Genomic DNA, 20,887 nt, shown 5'->3' on the forward strand with positions numbered 1-20,887 from the left:
AAGCTGCCGGAGTGTTCACTACGCCCTCTTTCCCGGTTTGATTTTACTCATCACCTTTTCCGCATAATCCTTTCTTCCTGCGTCTTTCGCCCGATAACGGAAAGTGATAATGATATCATTAAGCGATTTCAGCATTCGCTGCTGCATATCGCCACCGGGATTCTGAATCTGCAGTTCCCATTCCCCAACCACGCCGTTGCCTTCAAAGGGCAGGAATTTCTCGTCACCGAAGTTGAGAACAAAGGCCCCTGTATCATCCAGACCCGATGACAGCGCAACAGATGACGCCGGGTGAATTTTTTTGATGATGTAAGGAGCATTTGTGTTTGGGTTGCTCATTTCAGTGTATGTATCATCCGTCGCTTCAGTAGCGAAACGCCCCGTTTTTTGCACCAATGTCGCACACACCTCTTCATACGGCCCAACAATGCACGGCAGTGTCACCGATACCGCCACCAACTGGCGCAGATAATGGCTCGGGTAGCGCTCTGCCAGCATTTTTTCCGTCACGGTAATCGGAATCGTCAGCAATGGACTGCTACCAGGCTTCACCTGCAACAACGCACGCCATTTTTGGTTGAGCGTTTCTGTCGACTTGATCTGTTCTGCCAACTGCCCTTTCAGCGAGAAAGTATGCCTGATTTCCAACATACGCTCTGCCCGGCTCAGGTAAGCCTGATCCATGCGCAACAGCCCCAGGCGCAAGGTTTCACCCGCCAATAGTCCTCTGTGCGCCTCATTCCAGCCGCCGTTGGTAAAGAAGTTAGTCGTGGGTTTATAGTCAGCCACTTCGTAACGCCATGCCGCCTGGGTCATCAGGCACAGTGATGCCACTGCGTCGTAAGCCTGGTAATACAGGGCAGAAACCTGGCTGGTCAGCCACTGATATAAGGCAACGTTAGTAAACCGGTTTTCCATAAAGCTGCGCTGCTCGTCAAACTGGCGAGACTGGGCCTCATACTGTGCCAGCTGACGCTGAAGATTACTTTGTTGAATAGTATCGGCCCGCAGTTGCGCCTCCAGTTGCTGCACTTCACCATCAATTTGTTTCTGTGACACTTTCCAGTCATTCAGACGATGGCGATACATTTCCCGCGTCTCAATTTGCATAGCGCTGCCGTTATCCACTTCCGCTTTGGCCACAAACCCATCACTGATCGCCTGACCGATAGCCCCCCAATGCATGCCTCCATCGGAAAAACCAAAAATATTGGGCGCTAAATCCAACGCAGCGCCCACAAGACGCGATTCTGCACTTCTTTCTCCCATCGTTGCCGCATAGCGGCGCAGAGACAATGCCTGGCTTTCCTGATCGGATATGTCTTTTGCAATCCAGGTATTCAGGTCCTTCAGCCGTTGCCGGGCAGATTCGAGCGCGGCCTCCAACCCCTGTCGACTCTCTTCACTCATCCGCAAGGTGTCTTTCTGGAGGCTGATAACAAACGCCGCCATCTCTTTTTGCTGGCTAATCAATAGGCTTTGATACTTCAATTCCTGCTGACGATCAATCAGCGACAGCAGGTTGTTACCATACTGAATCAGCACCTCCACCGCCGAACTGGTACGGGCATAAAGCACGTTGTAACGGAAGATGGGCGCGGATGAGGTAGCCTGCAATTTATCCATCGCTTGCACGCCCCCCGTCCGGGCTGCCAGCAGCAGAGCCGGATCGGTTGGCGGATCGTAGAGCGGCAGATCCAAGGGTTTTCCGTCCAGCGTTAATCCATTGCGCAGGTTAAATAACCGCCGTTGCAGTTTTTCAACCTGAGATTGGTGCAATTGGCTACGCGGCAGGCCGAACCGTGCCCCAGGCCGCCCCGCTGCCGTATACTCATTCACCGCCTGTGAAGCCGGCAGCGGCATCCATGCCGGAGCACGGGCCAACGCGAAATCCGTGCCAAGCAGATGGGCGACAAGCAGATAGCATTGATGAGCGCTATTAAAACCATCACGGCTCAGCTCGCGGTAATGGCTATCACCTTTGTCCATCAGGTTCTTCACATAGGCATTGAACACCGCCCGGCGATAAAACTCCGGTTGCACGCTGGCAAGGGTATCCGGGTCGGCAAGGCCGGCCGCGTTGTCTAACGCGACATAGCTGAAGTCCGCCTCCAGCAACCTGCTACGCCAGATGGCTTTCTTCTTGCCGTTTTCAAGCGTCGGGAACGGATCCATCAGACGATGCAACCAATCCTGCGCTTCATCGTAGCGCCCCTCGGCATTGAGCCTGTACGCAATGAGCGCCGGTGCATGATAGAACAACTCCCAGAAATACAGCAGATTCGCCGCATCTTGCTCTAACGGCTCGGGATCACCCCCCTCCAGCGGCGGCAACGGATGATCCTGGGTCGCCGCCAGAAAGACCGCATTGACGTCACGTTGAGCAATCCGTACCAATTCCTGACCAAACTGAGAATTCAGCCGTACATACCTTTTATCACCTCCCGTCTTCGGCGTAGTGCCGGCCAGCAATGCCGGCTTCGCCAGTGGGATTGGGTCGGTAAAGCCGCTCATCCCCGGCTGCGCAAAATGTAAATCGCTCACTGGCAGCGCATTAGTATCGTAAGCCACCAGTTTTGGTGGGTTATAACTCACCGGTGCCAGGCTGCTCCATTGTGGAGATTGTTGCAGGTTACTGTTCACAGGGGAAATCGTGAGGGTCGGGTTTACTGGTCCGGATTTTGTGACCGTCACCGGCACGATAAGCTCCCCGATTAGGCCCTGGTTTGGCATAAGTAAAGTCTGGACGGTAACTTTCGTCTTACTATTGCTGACGTCATGATCACTCTGCCGCAAGCTGTGACCTGAGACCAGAAAACTTTTTGCCTGTTGTTGCGAGAGGGTTGCTAACGATGTGGTTATCTTCCGTGATGTGGTGGTAGCCAAGGCCAGTGTATCCGGTAACGTCAAGCGTATCTGCGGGCCTGGCGCCCCAATTGGGGGAATTGTACCGTACTGCTTGATGAGGTCGGCCTCACTCATATTAATCACTACCCGATAGTTAAACGTTGCTCCCACAGGCAGCCTGGAATCTGCAGGAAGTCGGGAAGCGCCGTTATTTGACATCGGTATCACATCATGATCCACACCGGAAACCATTACGTTGCCAGGATTAATGTCAGGGGAGATCTGCGAACCATTATCAGCCGTGTACAGGGTGAAAGTACAGGTGGTAGCGCCTGGCTTTCTCTTCTCGTCAGGAATAGCCACCACCGGTACCACTACGATGTACTGTTCCCCCAACGTCAATTTCAGGTCCAGCGGTATATTTAACGTACCCGTAATGGAATTATATTCGCGAGGGTGTAATTCCCCATTGTGCGTTTCCTTCTTCGGTGTTTCCTCCTGCGATGTTAATACCGCCGAATATGAAATTTGCCCATTGTCGTAAGAAAACTGCGGAGGCAAATGCAGCTCGGCATGGGACAACTGGCTCCCCTGGCTCGCCAGACCCTGTATCAGCAAGAACACGTTAAACCGCTCGCCAAAACGGTAGCCCTCCGCTACGCTGCCGGGTTGGCAACCCGCGCTGATAGTTAGCACGTCTTTAATTTTTTTTAGGTTGCCAGAAAGGATAGCTCTGCGCCGTCCAGCAATTTGCTGCATCGTCCCCGCGAATCACTTCTACCTTAATGGCGCCAATAAATCCCTTTTTATTAGTGAGCTTCAGCGGCAAAACCAGCAGAGTGGCCTCTGTCAACGGTTTGTTGGAGAGCAGGGTCACCAAGGCATTACCAGTGCCATCTGGCGTAGTCGTTTTCCAGGTGGGTTCCAGCAAAGCAATACTCTTCTTCAAGGCGGCAATGTTATCTAAAGCAGTTAATTTAGCCGCAGCGTTCTCAACCTCGATCCCCTTCGGCAGCGTGAATTTCACCGTATATCTATCGTCCGTACTGCCTGCCTGCGGATGTAAGGTCAACGCCGTGAGAAGATACTTTTGATCCAATGCCAGTGCTGTTATCGGCCGATCCGTCGCACTGGTTAACAGATGTTGCGGATCGGTACCATACTGCCAGTGCCACTGCACCGCTAACTGACTGTTTAGCCCACTGCCGATCGCAGGTTGAGCCAGCAACACACGTTCGACGGAGCGCTTATCGGAGACGGTCAGGGTAGCCAGTGGCAAGAGGTTAGCGATAGTATCGCGCACCCGTACCGGCAGGCTGAAAGAGGCTTCACGCTGGCCAGCCGTTAGCTGTAGCCTAAGCTGATTGCTGCCTACCTGTGTGCCGGCTGGCGTACTGATCCCCGAAACCAGCAGCTCATAGGCGTTGTTGAGAGCGATCTCTATGTGCGCCCCGTCGCTAAAGTGGGCCGCACCCAAATCAATACTTGCGGTAATGTGCACCACATCACCCACATTAACCTGCGTCGGCGAACAGGATGAAGTGATGATTGCCGTCGATAATGAAGGGACCTCACAAGGGATATACCCCGGGATAGTTGCCTGATTTTTCAAGTTGCCCAGTTGAAAACGCAAGCCATCCTTTCGTACATCGGCAAATGCATTCGCCGTCCACGGCAGGGCAAAGAACAAGGTGTCGTATTGTGCTAAAAACGTATGCACTGCAAGCTCTGATGCTCCCACCACACTCAGGGTGTTATCACGCTGTGCTATTGATTTACCATCAATAGCACACTGCGTCTGGGTATTATTTTTAAGACCAATCACATACGCCGGTAAGCTCAACGGCGACTGCACACTGATGCTAAAACCAACAAAATGTTTATCAGCCATCTTAGTGATGGCGATTTGATCGACCTTCACCTTCACGACAAAATACTGGCATTCCGCTGACGGTAAACGATAGGTTCGGTTCAACGTATAAGGCAAAGTCGTCGTCGAAAAGACCGGTGCTGTCCACCCCCAGTCCTCTGAGGTAAACACCGTTTGACCTGCGTTAAGCTTGAGATCCTCTTGCAGTTCACGCTCACTGATCACCTTTAACGCCACACCGGCGGGAGCAATGTCTTTCCCATTCGACTGTTCACGGTGGGTTAACAGGAAGGTAAAGCTCATCGGGCCAAATGCCGTCATATCGGCCAATGGCAGAGAACAATTCTGATAATATGTTTTTTCGGAGGATTCTGGCACGTTTATTGTGGTTAAGAGATACGCCACGGGCGGATCATTTTCCTTCAATGTGCTAAGCGTTATCTTGTTAAGTTTATTACCAGCAATTTGATACGCGGTGACATTTTCCGGCAGGGTCAATTTCTTGAGTGCAACCAGTTGACTACTGCCAGTAACGCGGGTAACCAGCCACACCTGCTTACGCTTGTTCTGTTCGGCAGGCACATCATAAGCCCACAGAGAAAGCCGAGTGCCATTCGGCGCGGGAATAAAGTCGGCGCTCATCCAGTCATCTTGCGCTTGCAGCATGGCGGGAGTGATATCAGTAACCGCGTTCAGATTGACGAACAGTTTGCAGGCCATGCCCTTCATCGCCACCGTTTGCCGGCCATCAGTTGGCTGTGGCGTACCGTGCAGGGAATGCGCATCTTGTTCTATATCCTGGCCCTCCAGGTATTGGGTAACCAGATACTGCACGCCTTGCGCACTCTCCTTAATCTCTGCGCCTAGTGCCTCTACAAAATTGTGTGCAACCGCCAGTTTCCCCTGTTCGATCAAGGCATTATCCACGTTATCGATAGCAACCACGGTGCTGCTGCCGTTCGGTATCAGCATCACTCCATGATAGACTTCTTTAGCACTGAGCGGCCCTGATGGGTAGCGAGTAACAAGAGAGACCCTGCTGATTTCTTGCGTGATCTGCTGATATTTGGCTCGCCCCTGTAAGCTGAGGAAATGCACCAACCGCGACCCTGCCGGTATAGCAGCCCACTGCTGGGGAGTTAATTCTACTGTTGACAGCGTTTCGTAAGAATCACGGTTCGCTTGGCCCGCATCCTTGACCGTTAACGTTAATGATACCTTATTGCCGAATACCGCCTCCCCACGGCTGATCCACTGGCGTTCATTGAATAACCAGTGATCGGGGATACAAGGCGTGATGACTTGGGAGGAGCAGGCATCAGGCTTCACGTAGAAATAAGAACGTTTAACCAGCTCGTTAATGGTCTTCACTACCGGATGTGTTTGGTCACATTTTGCCAGATCCAGCCCGTTTGACTGCCGCTGCGCGCTATCTTTGTCTTTACGGGGGGAAGTACGGATCTCATCAAGAAAACTGTCAAACAACCAGTATTGTGACCCGGCATTTTTCTGTTCAGGGTCTGTCGCCACGACATTTAAGGAAACCAGCAGCAGATCACCCGAAATAGTCGGCGCTTGCTTAAAGAGCAGTGCTCTTTTTCCGGTCGGGTTACCGTCAGAATCCGTGCCCTTTTCTGCATAAGTGATATCCTTCAAATCTGCGGCGTATTGGGGGATGGCGAACGCCACCAAATTGGGTGCCGGGTCCAGATAGTCAGCGGGTTTTCCCTGATAGAGTTCAATCGGGGTACTCCAGCCACCATCCAGCCGCCGATGCACCAAAGAGATCACATGGCGATAGCGCTTTTTCGTGGCTTGATGCTCGGGAAATGTGCCATCACCCTTACTTTTTACTGAATCTTTATGCTCGGGAACGGTGCTCTTACCCCCACTGTTTGCTGAATCTGGCACCATTTGCTCTGGCGTCACGACACGGGCCTCTACCCAGATAAAATACAGCCGCCCAGTAAGCACAACCAAACGGGCCTGCACCGGTAAATATTCTTTTTTGTCATTTATATGTTTTGTCTGATAGTTTGCCCAACCGGGATTGGTTTGATCCCCCCGTGTCATCACATTACTGGAGGTTGGCAGGTCGATTTTCTCCCATGCGCTCCAGCGGCGCAGGCCGGAACTGTCGATCCCCCAACGGCGAGAGTAATACGCAAAGGGGGCGTTGGGGCTGCGCCCCAGAAAATAGATGGGGCTTTGGCTGCTGTTCATGCCGTCCTGATAAGCCCCGAGCGTCTCCAGATTCACCACCTGCTCAAAGTTATGCAGGTATTCCGTCAGGGCAACTTCGATACTGTCCTGATCGAGCCGAGCCTGTGACAGGCTATTTTCAAACTGACGAAAAGCCAACGTCTTGTTTTGACGCGTGGTTGGATTAATATACTGGTCGGGGTGCCAGCGTAATTGCATGTTCGCCGCCCACAGAGCGTAGCGGCTGTCATTATTACGCCAGCGCTGTAACTCGCCCGCAGTGAGCTGCCACTCACTTTCCCGCCCATCGGCAATACGCTGGATAAAGGCCTGCACGCTGGCGATCGCTTCCGCCACTCTGCTGGTAGGTACGGCGGCCGACATTTCCGGGTCCATTAACAACTGCCCCGCCACGTCGGTGGTATTCGGCTCATGCTCGCCAAAGGCGGCACCCCAGGTTTTATGTTCACTTTCAATAAAGCTGCGACGACAGGTTGTTTTATACAGCGATAACAATGCCTTGTTACGGAATTCGCCAAGTTTGGTATTCAGTGCCTTTCTGGCTAACTCTTTGCGTGGACCACAACGCTGACTTAAAGGCTGTTGGACTTTCCACTCCTCAATCAAGGGTCCTTTTTCCAGTAAGGTTTGAAGATCGTTCAACGACCATCCACTGCTGCGGCCAAAGGCCACTAAACGTTGTAATTGAGCCCCGGTTGTCACATTGAGATTCGTTTTTGAGCCAATGAGCTGTGTTACCGCGTTGAGGTCAAGGGCATATACCTGCGCCAGGCGCTTTTTTTGATCATCGAAACCAAGTTCAGACAACAGCACCGGCCGCACGCGTTCATCCCCCAACGCCAGGCGTGCAAAATCACTCAGAGCCAGCAGCGATGTCCAAAGATTATCGCTCGGAGTCATGCCTGAATGCCCCGTCAGCAAAGGCGTCAGCGCTACCTCGTCCAGTTTATAATGCTGTATTAGCCCAGCGCTCAGAAACAACGGCGCCAGTGATACCGGGGAGGAGGTTGCAGCCACCAGCGCCTTATCCAACAATGCCTGATGGAACACCATTAACGCCCTGGCAGTATTGGGGTCCAAATGGGTATACTGGCCGATCACGCGGGCCAACGCTGCCAACTGATTACGAATGGTTAACAATTTACCCATATCGCTCTCGCTCGCTTTCTCTTTATCCTTTAGCTGCGTAAACTCTTGTAACATTTTGGTAATAATATTTGCTCTACTGCTCGTATTAACCTTTGTAAACCATTCTTTCAATGCCGCGCCCAGCGCCAGATCCCGCGCGGTGGTTTCCGCATCCGATACCCCCGCCAGCATATCGACCAGCGGCAGTTGCTCCTGAGAAGCCCAGCGCACCACCTCATCCAGCGTCATTAGCACATCGAGGGTGTCGCAATTAGCCTCGTCAATATTAGGCGTAATAAGCAAGTTTATTGCATTCGGACCGCAAACCAGCGCGATAAGCGCCACAAAATCGTCAACGCTGAGATGAAACCGCTCAGCCAACAGCACCAGCCGATACAAAGAGGAAACCCCGCTCAGGGTTTTCTTTATTGAATGTGTATTAACCAAAGCAGTCAGCGTTGCCGCAGGCACACCAAACGCCTGCGATAATAGTCTTATATCGTTATCTTCCAGCTGACCACTTCCAATTAATGGCAGCTTAAAGTCCGGCTGATAACCCGCCGGAGCCAGGACACGATCCAGCAACGGGATCTGGCCTTGTTTAGCATAAGGGTTGATATCGCCCCACAACGCCGTCGCCTGTTCCGCATCCAGTTTGTAGGCCAGCTGATAACGCGCATAAACCCCAAGCGCCTGCACTGTTTTGCTGCTGAGATCTTCCCCCTCTTTGCTCTCTGCTCTCAAGGCTGCCTGTATCAGAGTATCCAACGCGGCGTAAGGTAGCTGAGTCAGGTGTTGCAAGCGGATCAATTTTTGCAAACGAAAGAGTTGGTACACCGTAGTTTTAATTTCCTCCGCCTGGATTGCGCCAGGTAGCGCCTCCTCCAGCCCCGCCGCTTTGCCCCATAAATAACACGCACCGTACTGTCCACTGCTAACCGGGATGCCAGCCCGCCAGGTCAGATGCGAGGAAACAACCTGCGGTGCAAAATCCCCCAGAGCAAAGGCTTCCTGTAGCTGGCGTTCGGTGAGTCCAGCGGCCTGACAAAGCATTTCGACCGGTACGCTCATTCGGGCGGCAACCGCACTTCTCACATCCGGCCCAAAATATTCTTCAAGCTGAGCGGCTTCTGCTGTAAACATCTCTTGGTTAGCACCCACGGTACCGACCCTATCGCCGATCAACACCCCTATTTTCAACTGGCGCGGCGGTTGGTTGGCTGCATTCACCGTCAGGGAACAATTTTCCCTATAGATAGCTCCTGCCTCGCATGTCTGTGCTGAGGTACGAGCTGCCGTGACGGACACTCCAGTGGCGTTCTGCGGAGCTGAATGAAAAGATAGCTGGAAGGTCACCTGCGGTTTATTTGGTGAGGTTATATTTTTACAATTCACTGGCGTGTCAGCAATCTGAATTGCTGACACCTTTATCCCCGGCCAGAGAGTGGCCAACTGCAACATCAGTGATTCACCATTGGCCACTTTGCCGCTCTCATCGAATTGCAAAATGATAGGCTGACTGTTTGGGGTGGCCGATTGAATCAGTTCCTGGTGTAAACCGTAAGAGACGCCACTCCATGCCAACGCCGCTGCCGTTTTTTTACCGTAAGTGCGATAATCCGCTGCCAGCATGCTGAACACGTCACCAAAGGAAAGCCCGGCTTCATCCAGTGCCAGAGTCATGCGCGTTTGGGCAACGTCAAACGGCAATGTCAGCGGGTAGACAGCGTCCCTGGCCAGGTGGCGATCAATTTCTGCCACCCGATTTATATTCGCCTGATTTACTGCCACAAAAGCATCACTCAATATTTCCCACACCAGTTCACTGGTTGGTAAAGAGCGTGTGAAGGCATCGTCATTGAGCAAAAGGGTGCCCAAGTCCGGGCGTCGCTTCAACAATGACTCAAAGGCGTTGGTGCCCGCATGACCCAGTTTTTTCAACTGTGAGAGCAAATACACAAGATAGCTTACTGGGGAATCAAGCGATTGCAGACTACCCGGTTCAACAAAGCGGCTGTGTTCATCGGAAAACAGCTGGTTATAGAGCGGTGGGGTATAGCGCGCCAATTGCGCCGAATGGTTTTTCGGTGATGCGATACGATTATAGTAACTATCAGCCACCGGTGGCGATGCTGCGTTTCCAGACAACGGATCCACTGGCACCTTCTGTTGCCGCAAAGCATTATTCGCCATGCCCAAATAATTTTTTGCTTGCTGGTAAATCGCCCCGGCATACCCATTTAGCTCAATATCGTATTGCTGACGAAAGCGGGTTTCTTCAACATCCAGAATGTCATAAATTGAGTGGAAACCTTGATTTTTTAGCGCGGTCTGGACGGCATAATCAAACGGAAACTGTGCAAAATCGGGGGTCATATTCGCCATGTTAAACCTCAGAGCATAGGATTTTCTGTACTGGGAAGCAGCAATGCATTCTGCCAGCCTAGTGACGGTGCAGGCATTGTCTGCACCGTCGAGAAAGCACATTTAATCACCGAATTGGTATTGCCCTTTTATCGGCAAAGGCCCCTTTCCTGTTTCCATAATGCTGCTTTCCTTGTTATCGGTCGGCCGGAAATTCGGTGGAGCGACCGCAGATTGCCCACCTTGCGTTTTAAACAACACGGCACCATTCCAGTTTTTTATCCGGGCATTCATGTCTGACAGTCCGTCCATCAAATCCACCAGTGTTATCCCGTGTAACAGCCCCTTACTATTTAGAGCTTCAATACTCAGCACCGCATCACCCGCTGTATATGGAACAGGAACCCCTAGGTTACCTCCCCAATATAAGGTGCACATCATGATGTTATTCTGTTTTTTACAAGTGAGATTGCGCGGATCCTCAGCGTAACGACTCTCACTGCCGGTTAACCATTTGGTAAGGACTGCGCCCGTTGCGGATTGGTATTGGATACTCAACGGATAATCTGGCTTATTCGGGATCGGGAGGTTTTCAGCCACATACACGGCACCATCTTTATTCACGAGACCTGAACGATGCATATCAACCGGCTTATTACCCACCATCAGGGTCACTTTATCTTTGTCAGCCGCATTGACGATTTTCACGCTGAGAGAGAAGCTGTGCTCATCATGGAGGATTGCACTGCCTGCTTTTTGCTCATCGCCCACGTCTAACGGCAATATCGAGACCGGGCCCTGCGTTTCTAGCTTCAGCGCTTTGTTAACCACTAACGTCGACGGTGTGCCATTGTCAACCCAGGTCACAACCCGCTCGGCGGTATCCTGACCGATTTGCGTCTGCGACTGGGTAAGGCTTACCCGCACTTGGCTGTTCGCCACCGAGACGATGTTCTCCTTCAACGTAACGGGGATTCTGAGTAGGTATTCCACTTTTGGATTGAGCATAAAACTCTTCAGAACAGTGGTTGTCCGCTCTCCATCCCATCCATTATCCAGATATTCTTGGCTACAACCCTCGCCGTCGCACAGTAACACCAACTGCTGATCGCCATCGCGCGAGCGGCTCAGTTCTTTCGGCAATGTAACGGTCATTTCTGTTCCTGAGATGGCAGGAGTCATCAGTTTATCGGCCTTCAGTTTGCTGCCAAACTTCACCGTCAACACTTGATTGCGGGTATCCTTGCTGACGACCAAAGGTTTATCGCCATTTACCGTCGCGTAATAAACATTCTCGGCAGGCAGCAACTCATCGCCTAATGTGATCAGGAGCGATTGCGATTGCAAAGTTGAACCTGGAGCAATATCCACGTTAGTGGGGATAAAACCGCCCAAGACTTCAATATTGGCCGTGCCGCGCGTTTTCGATGCCACTTTTACAGGCACCTGTAGATGGATCACCTGATCATGCTCCAGTGCGGTTTGCCCTGAAATCAATTGCTGGGAGCTATCACCTTTCCAGCCGGGATTCACCGTAGCCGGCGTTTCGCCCACTGTAATCCTGGCGGAAGAGGCCGCATCTGCAACCAGGCCATTGTTAGGTTGTACCTTCAACCCGACCAAATTCCCTTTATAGGCGGTATTCGGGGTGCCTTGCGGGGTTTTACCCAACAGCCTGTACTCCATGGCTACTGAGAATTCACGCCCGTAGTGGTACACTTTTTTAGCCAAGGCAGCTTCATCCAACGCATTCAACTGGCCCGCCAGGGTAATCACCGGTGTGATAGTGATTTTTTTGCTGACAAAATCAAAATCCTTCAACTGGCCACTTTCTGCTTCCAACTCATGGTTGGAGCCACTCATAGAGAGGGAGGCGGTAGTGGACCCCATCAGCGTCTTATCGGCCGTCAACACCCACTCTATTGATTTTGATGAGTCTGGTTCGATACTTAATTGACAATCCGGAGAGGATGAATGGTCGCTATCATCATGACAAGACTGAGAGGATAAATTGCTATCTGCGTTAATAAGAGATACTTTTACATTTGGGTAATCACCTTGCAAATGAGCAGTTACCTTAACATTCACTTTATCGCCAGGACGCAACTTAGTCGTTTCACCATCGGGAGTTGCCGTACCAAACCCGGAACCCTTAAAGCTATTTTCGGTAACGATACGTGGGGCATTACGGATGAGTGTGAAGCTGTTATTAATAACCTCTTGATGGGGGAAATACTTATAAGGGCTGTCGTTTTTGTCTTTTTTATCGTCACGGCCGCCAATATAACAGGAACCGTGATAATATTGACTAAACTTATAGGATGAATAATTTTTAGTCTTGTCTTTGGCGTCCCTGGTGAGCATATTTTCACGAGCATCGATATGGGTATTATCATAATCGCAGGTTTCAGGCTTAACCAACTGAGTCTGATCAAACCCCACGCCAATGGTATATTTCACATTGCTTTGCCAGTCTATTGGGGTGACCTTGTCTGGCGTTGGTGGCTGCGTGGTCTTGCCATCTTTAGCAACACTCAGGGTATAATGCGGATTACCGAACCTTGCCTGATTACGGTGAAATTTGATGGTTTGAGTAACTTCTTTTTCGTAACCTGGATAAGCATCACCTTTACCTTTAAGTTTGCAAAATGCAGACACGGTTAGCGTAATTCCAGGTTTTATAAGGAGGGGATCTATCACCCCCGAGCCATGAGCACCATCGATAAGAACCTTAGTCTTGTCGGCTATTTCTCCGGTTTTTGTTGGGCCAAGCGCATAAGTACAGCTTGCAATTTTGTTTATCTCTTTATTTCTTTCGGAAGGATTTGGCTGCAACACCAATTTTTTCTGAGCATAAGGTACGTCATAAATGGAGTTTGATTTAGAGATGATTCCTTCTCTTCCACTGGCTTGGTCTTTAACAGTAAAAGTAACGCCCGAGTATGATGGTTCATCAATTGTCCAATAGTATTGTTTACGAGATGACGCGCAACTACCCAAATGAATGCCACCTATATCATAAGATTCTCCCTCTACATAAAACTCCAGGCTATATTTTCCAGGAGAATAAAATGCGATACTTCCATCAATTTTATCTAGCTGAATCTTCCCCAAGTTAAAAAGTTGACTAAAATCCCTCTCAAAGAGTGATTTAAAAAACGTTAGAAAAGCGCTACTTGTTGCAGAGAGAGAACTCTTAATGTGGTCATTCCAAATTTCCTCGCGATGTCCATCACGAGAAAGATAAATATGCCCCCTCTGAGTTTTAAATGAACATTCTGAAGAAGTGCTTAGAGGAACTGTTATTTTTTCTCCTATTTTATAGGAACAAGCTCCTGCACGATCGCAATTTTTTAACGGTCCACCGTTTAAATGTATCTGAGACCCGGCATATATATATGCCGAAAACAAAAAAAAGCACGAGCTAAATAGAATTAGAAAAATCATGCGTAGGCAACGAATCATACCTCTCCCCCCACCAAAAAAATAAGCCACTATCATTACGGCTAAAAGATAGTCGTATGAAAATTAACCCATGATAATGACTTTTCTTTACCCTGCCTATGCTCTATGGATATAGCCAAAAGGATATCGTACGTACCCTGGGGAGTAAAATTACGCCCTCTCAAAACGGTTTCTTTCATCATCATATCCCTCGAAGTTTTTTCCATGCACCACAAATAACAGGGGAAAATTTTCTTGAGTAATTTCCCACCTGGAAGCGGAAACCGACTTAAAATTAACAAGCCCTATTTTTACATGCCAAGAAGGAGCTTTATTTGATATCACATCAAATTCAACTACCAAAACTCACCTCGAAAAAAAGTAATTATGTTTTTACAGGTACATTAACAATTAGCCAACAAACAACGCCGTGTCAAATCACGACTCTATTTTTTTCATAATCAACTGGGAATGGGGCGCTCAATGTGACTTCGATCACACTGGCAGTGCCCGGTTCTTCGGCCGACAGTAAATGGTTGATGGCAACCTTACTGTCGAGTGAAAGTCGGGTAAATATGATGTTTTGCTGTTCTGTTTCGAACTGGTGTACGGCTGAACGAATAATCCGATCCAGGTGATCGGCTGCGGGACGCTCAATCTGCTGCTCCTGACACCATTCAGTAACAAGTTCACTGCCGTGTACAGCTTGCGGATTTAATGGGAGGATAAATTCGGTTAACCAGGCGGTGAGCTGCGCTATATCGGTTTTATTGGGGAGTCTGACACCCAAATAGCGACGAATAGTTTGTCGGTGCCGTTGGGCCTGCCGCCCCTGAAGAGGGTAGTTTTCAAGGGATACAGAAGCGCATCCGATCTGTTCAGCAATAGCGCGCACAATACCTGAAGGGAATTCGTTTATTGATTCAGGGTAATGACCCTGTACTTGGGGTCAGTTTGGATATCGAAAATGGACTGACCCCACGACAGTAGACAAATTCTGTCCTCACGACGAGGCCTGTTCGAAGGCCTCCGGACTGACGCCACCCAGGTGACTGTGGCACCGGGCCCGGTTGTAGAAGACTTCAATGTAATCGAAGATATCGGCCCGGGCCAGATCCCGTGTTTTATATATGCGCTTTCTGATACGTTCTTTTTTCAGTGAGCTGAAGAATGACTCCGCAACCGCATTATCCCAGCAGTTGCCACGCCGGCTCATACTCGGCACCAGATTATTCGCCCGGCAGAAGCGTTGCCAGTCGTCGCTGCCGTACTGGCTGCCCTGGTCTGAATGCACGATAACCTCGCCGTCCGGTTTTCGTCGCCACACGGCCATCATGAGCGCATCCAGCGCCAGTTCGCGTGAGAGAGTGGGTTTCATCGACCAGCCCACTACGTTACGGGCGAAGAGATCAATGACCACCGCCAGATATAACCAGCCCTGCCAGGTGCGGATATAGGTAATGTCGGTCACCCAGACCTGATTAGCCCGGACAACGGTAAACTGCCGCTGCACGCGATTAGGGGCAACAACAGAATGCCTGCCAGCGATACGACGTGGTGCTTTATAACCGCGCACCGCTTTGATCCGGTTCAGTTGCATAATACGGCTCACCCGGTTTTTACCGCAGGTTTCCCCGATTTCATTCAGATCGCCATGAATCCGGCGATAGCCATATACGCCACCGCTAAGGGAATATGAATCACGGATGAGCGCCAGCAGACGCTGGTTATCTTTATCCCGCACTGAGACCGGGTTATGCAGCCACGCATAAAATCCGGCCCGGACGACACACAATACCCGACACATTGTCATGACACCCCATACAGCACGGTGCTCATTGATAAAGCGGTACTTCAGTCGGGCTCCCTTGCAAAGTACCGCGCGGCCTTTTTCAGAATGTCCCGTTCTTCCTCAGTGCGCTTCAGCTGGGCTCTGAGTTTCAGGATCTCACTTTTGGCTTCCAGAAGATCATGGGCGTGCTGTTCGCTGTTATCGGGTTTAATCGCCCGCAACCACTTATAGAGACTGTGCGAAGAAACGCCCAGCCGATCGGAAACTTCGGCAACGGAATAGCCGCGTTCCGTTATTTGACGGACGGCTTCTTCCTTAAATTCAGGTGTAAATCGTGGTGTACCCATATGCTCCTCCTATGCTCAAACTATAGGGCAGGATCGTCTACCGGGGCGGGGTCAGTCCAGTTAATCAACGGTGCCAGTTTCTGTCGGCACTGACACCGCTACAACCGCTATATGTGAAAACGGGGGCTGATGCAGACAGTCTGATGGCGGTAATAATGGCACAGGCCATGAATCACGGTAATCTGACGATGTCCCTGACCAGCTACATTCCCTACCATGCGCTCAATGATTCCTACGAGCAATATCTGCGTCTCTCCACGCTGAAGGCTGCATGTGACTGCATTGGAGACGGAATTAAGGCGCTTCCTGTCTTCCCGTATTATTCACTGGAGTTGGGGGAGCTGTATGGCGCTGTCGATGGGCAAAATTCAGCGTCGAGCGTCCGACGATCAAAGCCCGGGCATCAAAAAAATATTTTGGGCTTGGGAAAGGCGTGGTGGCTTACACCCTGCTGTGCAACCATATTCCACTGAATGGTTATCTCATCGGGGCCCATGAGTATGAAGCTCATCACGTTTTCGATATCTGGTACAGGAATACCAGCGGGATTGTACCAACGGCGATAACCGGTGACACGCACAGTATTAACCGGGCTAATTTCGCCATTCTTCACTGGTTCGGCCTGCGTTTCGAACCCCGCTTTACCTCGACAAAGGACATGCTGAAAGAGCTATACTGCGCGGATTATCCGGAGCGTTATAAAAAATGTCTTATCCAGCCTGTAGGGCAGATAAATCAGAAAGTTATAATTGATGAAAAACCGCATCTGGACCAGATTGTCGCCACTCTGGGGATGAAAGAAATTACTCAGGGTGCCCTGATCCGCAAACTGTGTACCTATTCAGCGGAAAACCCGACAAGGAAGGCACCGTTTGAGTTTGATAAACTGATCCGCAGTCTTTACATCCTCCGTTATCTTCGTAACCCGCAGGTGGCCAGAAACAGCCACCGGTCGCAAAATCGCATTGAATCCTGGCATCAGCTTCGTTCAGCGATCGCGCAGGTTGGTGGTAAAAAAGAGCTGACCGGACAGAATGATATTGAACTGGAGATCAGTAATCAGTGCGGGCGACTGCTCAGCATCATTATTATTTACTATAACTCCGCCCTGCTGTCGCGGTTGCTGCAGAAGTATGAAGAAGTAGGTAACGCCCGGGGTCTTGCTCTTCTCAGACGAATATCGCCCGTAGCCTGGCAGCATATCTTTCTGAACGGCCATTACACCTTTATCAGTGAAGGGAAAGAACTCGATCTGGATGCCATGATTGAGGGGCTGACGTTGTCATAAGACGTATGGCAAGCCCGCAAAATTTTGGCGGCTTCCCGCTTACGTGTGCCACGAATGCACCCTGTGGCAAATAAGGGTGCAATGCTGTGCGAGAGATGAGGGTCGGCCCCTCGGAGGCGGTGTCCAGACGCAGCCTTCAAACTACCCTGAGCTGCTGCCGTTAAGAGCGGTGGTGGTGAGCGTCAGGGAAAAGGCGCAATCTAATGCGTCATGTATGTGTTGTGAAGATGAACGAGAGTGAACTGTAGATGCAGTGTCGAAAGGAACAAGATGATGTCAAAAGCGCGTTTTCTAAGCGGCGTGTGATAAGTCCAGCGGCTATCTGGTTACTGGCTGGACGGCATCCGGCATATAGACAGCATGAGCACAACACAGGCTCTGGCATGGAACGTGGGAACCTGTCGTCCCGATGTGAAGGGAGCGGCGTCAAGCAGAAAACCTGCAAGCGCCTGAGTACCGATGCGGGGCACAGGGGCAGATGGCTCCGTAGTAGTGATGAAGCGTCTGTAATGGACGTGGAGCGAAGGGGGCCAGTCGTTGGGATTGTATTACGGGTCAACCGCACAAGTGGGAGGAGCCTGTGAGTCAGTCCAAACCGTTTGCGTTATCCAGACAGGCTGTCTGGAGAGCGTATAAGAAGGTAAAAGCCAATAAAGGTAGCGCTGGAATCGATGGTCAATCGATTGAGGAATTTGAGAAGAACCTCGCGGGGAACTTGTACAAACTCTGGAATCGAATGGCCTCGGGCAGCTATATGCCGCCAGCGGTTCGGCGTGTCGAGATACCAAAAGCGACGGGAGGAACGAGACCATTGGGGATACCCACGGTAGCGGATCGCATCGCGCAGATGGTGGTCAAAGACATGCTGGAACCGATTCTGGAGCCACAATTCCACGTTGACTCCTATGGCTACCGCCCGCACAAATCTGCGCACGATGCCCTGAGAGTAGCCCGGCAACGATGCTGGCGCACTGACTGGGTGCTGGACGTGGACATCAAGGGGTTCTTCGATAACATCGATCATGAACTCCTGATGAGAGCGGTGCGCAGGCATACGGATTGCAGATGGGTGTTGCTCTACATTGAGCGATGGCTCGGAGAACTGGCGCAACAGCTTCGGGAAGATACATATACCCCGAAGCCGGTCAGACGGGTACACATACCTAAGCCGAATGGGAAAACCCGACCGCTGGGTATCGCGTGTCTGAGGGACAGAGTCTGCCAGATGGCAGCTATGCTGGTACTCGAACCTATATTCGAAGCCGATCTGCCCCCGGAGCAACATGCATACAGGCGAAACCGGAATGCACAAAGCGCGGTACAAGAAGTTCATGGCCTGCTGACCAGAGGATATAACGATGTTGTTGATGCTGATCTGTCTGGCTACTTCGATACTATCCCTCATCCTGAACTGATGAAGTCAGTCGCACGTCGGATCGTGGACGGAAAGGTTCTGCGACTGATAAAACAATGGCTGACAGCACCAGTAGAAGAAAAGATGCGGGACGGAAAAGTGCAGCGAACAACGGCAAACCGGGATAACCAGTGCGGAATACCACAGGGTTCTCCAATATCCCCGCTCCTGTCTAACCTGTACATGAGACGTTTCATTATGGGCTGGAAAAGGTTGGGGATCGAGCAGCGCCTCAGCGCACGTATTGTCAACTATGCTGATGATCTGGTTATCTGCTGCAAAGGCAGAAACGCCAGTCAGGCGATGACAGCAATGCGTGGACTTATGGCAAAGCTGAAGCTGACGGTAAATGAAGAAAAGACCCGCCTGTGTAGGCTACCAGAAGGTGAATTCGACTTTCTGGGATACACGTATAAGCGCTTGTATTCCGCCCGGACGAGGAAACCTTACATAGGGACTCGTCCCTCGAAGAAAAGCATTAAGCGAATGATCGAATCTATCAGGCTCCAGACGAGTAGAAGTCTGGAGTGGATGGATGCCGGGGAGATGGTAATGCGATTGAACCAGAAACTGGGGGGCTGGACTAACTACTTCAGGTTAGGCCCTGTGACACAGTCGTATCGGTTTATAGATCGTTACACTACAACCCGGCTACGCCGGTGGCTCTGTAAGAAACATAAGCAACGCAGCAGGGGATTAAAGCGATACCCTGACGAGTACTTCTACAATCAGTTGGGACTCATCCAGTTGCCGAAACTTCCGCAAAGGCTTCCGTGGGCGAAGGCATGATTCTGTCCGAGAGCCGGATGCGTTAGAAGCGCACGTCCGGTTCGATGAGCGGGATGTGGAAACGGGATAATGGTCAGGACAGTAAGGCACCGCCAATCGAAAGAGGCGGTAACAGATATGCCGGACCTACAGTTACCGCGCCACATCTCGACTCTACTCGATATCCAAACTGACCCCTTTACGCCCGTTGAAGCGATCTTGATTCGTTAACGCTCTGCGGCCTACGTCAATCTTCAAGGCAGAGGAACACCAGCGAGTTAGCAGACTGGGAGATTGCTGAGGGAAACGCATACGTGTTGTCTGAGAGGAACGGTTATTGTTGCGTTTGGCAGTGATAAGCCCGGCTGGTGTTTCGATTTTATGCGCACGACTGTACTCGTTATTCTTCAGCATCTCTCCTTCAAGCCATGAAAAATATAGGGGTAACCCGAAGGCTTCGGCGATCTTACGGTTATAATCCGCCATAAAAGGCCAGTCCATCAACGAGCTACCCTCACGTCCGTCAACGTCATGGTACCAGGGTTCAACGCGTGATAAATCGCCCCCTATATCGATGAGACGCAGCAGACTGGCAATCGAATCTTTCCCGCCGCTCATGCAAACGATAATGACATCATATTTGTCGATTTCAATTTCACTGGCAGAGAATAAGACCCGGTCTTGTGGTGGCGTAGCTGTGATACCAGCTTCCTTCGCAAGTGTAGGAATCACAAATGTATCATCGAAGCGATCTGGCATGGTCATTCTTCCTATTTCTGTAGTTCGTTGTTGAGAAACATGGTTACTGCCATTTCACCATGACAGTCAATAAATGCACTTAATGCCTGTTTAGCCGCCTGTGGTGGGCTCAGTCGGTTGATAAGGTCTGTGTCCAGAATAAGCAGAACAAACTGACTAACTGTTACAGCCTTATGGGCAGCGAAACCGAACACTTTTCCATGTATCTTCTGGCTGAATGTATGAAAGACTAGCTCTGTGTATCATTCGCCGGTCGGTGTGAAAATACTGATAGTGTCACTATTTTGCATGAATCCCCCTTTAGACATTGCCTTTAGAGTAATTCATAGCAATTAGTTAACGAAGATTGATGGAAATAACAAGATGCTCTTACTCTTCTGATATTATATTCTTTGGAACAGATTTAAATAAGATTTCATAATAGTGCTACACTCATTTTTTGTCTTCCTGGTTTTTGCTGTGATGAAAACGATGCCAAAAAGGCATCAACATAATTAAGCAACTGCCACATAAATTGACAACGGTGATTTCGCGTTATTGTCTCATGGAGCGATTGCCATAACCGTTCTATTTTATTTAGCCACGGTGAATAGACGGGTAAAAACAACAGGGTAAATTTGGGATGTCGTGCCAGCCACTCCTT

10 protein-coding genes and 2 pseudogenes are annotated in these 20,887 nt (G+C 50.5%); 3 read left to right on the forward strand and 9 right to left on the reverse strand.

The features are described from left to right. Window positions 1-18: 18 nt before the first annotated feature. The 6 genes and pseudogenes from C6H66_RS21580 to C6H66_RS21605 all read right to left on the reverse strand — a co-directional run bounded on the left by C6H66_RS21580 (window position 19) and on the right by C6H66_RS21605 (window position 16,015). Window positions 19-3,606: a Tc toxin subunit A-related protein gene (locus tag C6H66_RS21580; protein ID WP_105396681.1), complete on the reverse strand. Its 3,588-nt coding sequence runs from the start codon at window positions 3,604-3,606 to the stop codon at window positions 19-21. Next, window positions 3,548-10,555, reverse strand: a complete 7,008-nt coding sequence (locus tag C6H66_RS21585) for a Tc toxin subunit A (protein WP_105396682.1) — start codon at window positions 10,553-10,555, stop codon at window positions 3,548-3,550. Before C6H66_RS21585 ends, C6H66_RS21580 begins: the two co-directional genes overlap by 59 nt. Then, complete coding sequence (locus tag C6H66_RS21590; RefSeq protein ID WP_146111091.1) at window positions 10,556-13,090, reverse strand: hypothetical protein; 2,535 nt, start codon at window positions 13,088-13,090, stop codon at window positions 10,556-10,558. It lies immediately after the preceding gene. 957 nt (window positions 13,091-14,047) lie between these two features. Beyond that, complete coding sequence (locus C6H66_RS21595) at window positions 14,048-14,239, reverse strand: hypothetical protein (protein WP_021324044.1); 192 nt, start codon at window positions 14,237-14,239, stop codon at window positions 14,048-14,050. A gap of 115 nt (window positions 14,240-14,354) precedes the next feature. Continuing rightward, window positions 14,355-14,822 (reverse strand): annotated as a pseudogene (locus C6H66_RS21600) (DUF4158 domain-containing protein); the annotation flags it as partial. A gap of 57 nt (window positions 14,823-14,879) precedes the next feature. After that, window positions 14,880-16,015 (reverse strand): IS3 family transposase gene (locus C6H66_RS21605; RefSeq protein ID WP_219847634.1). Its coding sequence is split into 2 segments (ribosomal slippage): window positions 14,880-15,769 and window positions 15,769-16,015, totalling 1,137 coding nucleotides; the frame shifts between segments, so codons are not numbered across the junction. A 59-nt stretch (window positions 16,016-16,074) separates the two neighbouring features. On the opposite strand from C6H66_RS21605, the pseudogene C6H66_RS21615 reads away from it, so the two are divergent. The 3 genes and pseudogenes from C6H66_RS21615 to ltrA form a co-directional block, all read left to right on the forward strand. Continuing rightward, window positions 16,075-17,303, forward strand: a pseudogene (locus C6H66_RS21615) (Tn3 family transposase); the annotation flags it as partial. A 248-nt stretch (window positions 17,304-17,551) separates the two neighbouring features. Next, window positions 17,552-17,887: a hypothetical protein gene (locus tag C6H66_RS26425; RefSeq protein WP_021324049.1), complete on the forward strand. Its 336-nt coding sequence runs from the start codon at window positions 17,552-17,554 to the stop codon at window positions 17,885-17,887. Next, window positions 17,884-19,506, forward strand: a complete 1,623-nt coding sequence (ltrA, locus tag C6H66_RS21625; RefSeq protein ID WP_219847635.1) for a group II intron reverse transcriptase/maturase — start codon at window positions 17,884-17,886, stop codon at window positions 19,504-19,506. The genes C6H66_RS26425 and ltrA overlap by 4 nt, the downstream gene beginning before the upstream one ends. Window positions 19,507-19,659: 153 nt before the next feature. Here ltrA and C6H66_RS21635 read toward each other — a convergent pair whose 3' ends face one another. From C6H66_RS21635 to C6H66_RS21645, 3 genes are all read right to left on the reverse strand, one after another. Beyond that, window positions 19,660-20,244, reverse strand: a complete 585-nt coding sequence (locus C6H66_RS21635) for an adenine nucleotide alpha hydrolase family protein (protein WP_248000774.1) — start codon at window positions 20,242-20,244, stop codon at window positions 19,660-19,662. An 11-nt stretch (window positions 20,245-20,255) separates the two neighbouring features. Continuing rightward, window positions 20,256-20,438, reverse strand: coding sequence for a hypothetical protein (locus C6H66_RS21640; protein ID WP_105396686.1), 183 nt, complete (start codon window positions 20,436-20,438; stop codon window positions 20,256-20,258). Between the two features lie 221 nt (window positions 20,439-20,659). After that, window positions 20,660-20,887, reverse strand: a 228-nt coding sequence (locus C6H66_RS21645) for a transposase (protein ID WP_181150259.1), incomplete at its 5' end; no start/stop codon positions are given.

This window comes from Photorhabdus hindustanensis (assembly GCF_002968995.1).
In the GTDB taxonomy this organism is placed as follows: domain Bacteria; phylum Pseudomonadota; class Gammaproteobacteria; order Enterobacterales; family Enterobacteriaceae; genus Photorhabdus; species Photorhabdus akhurstii.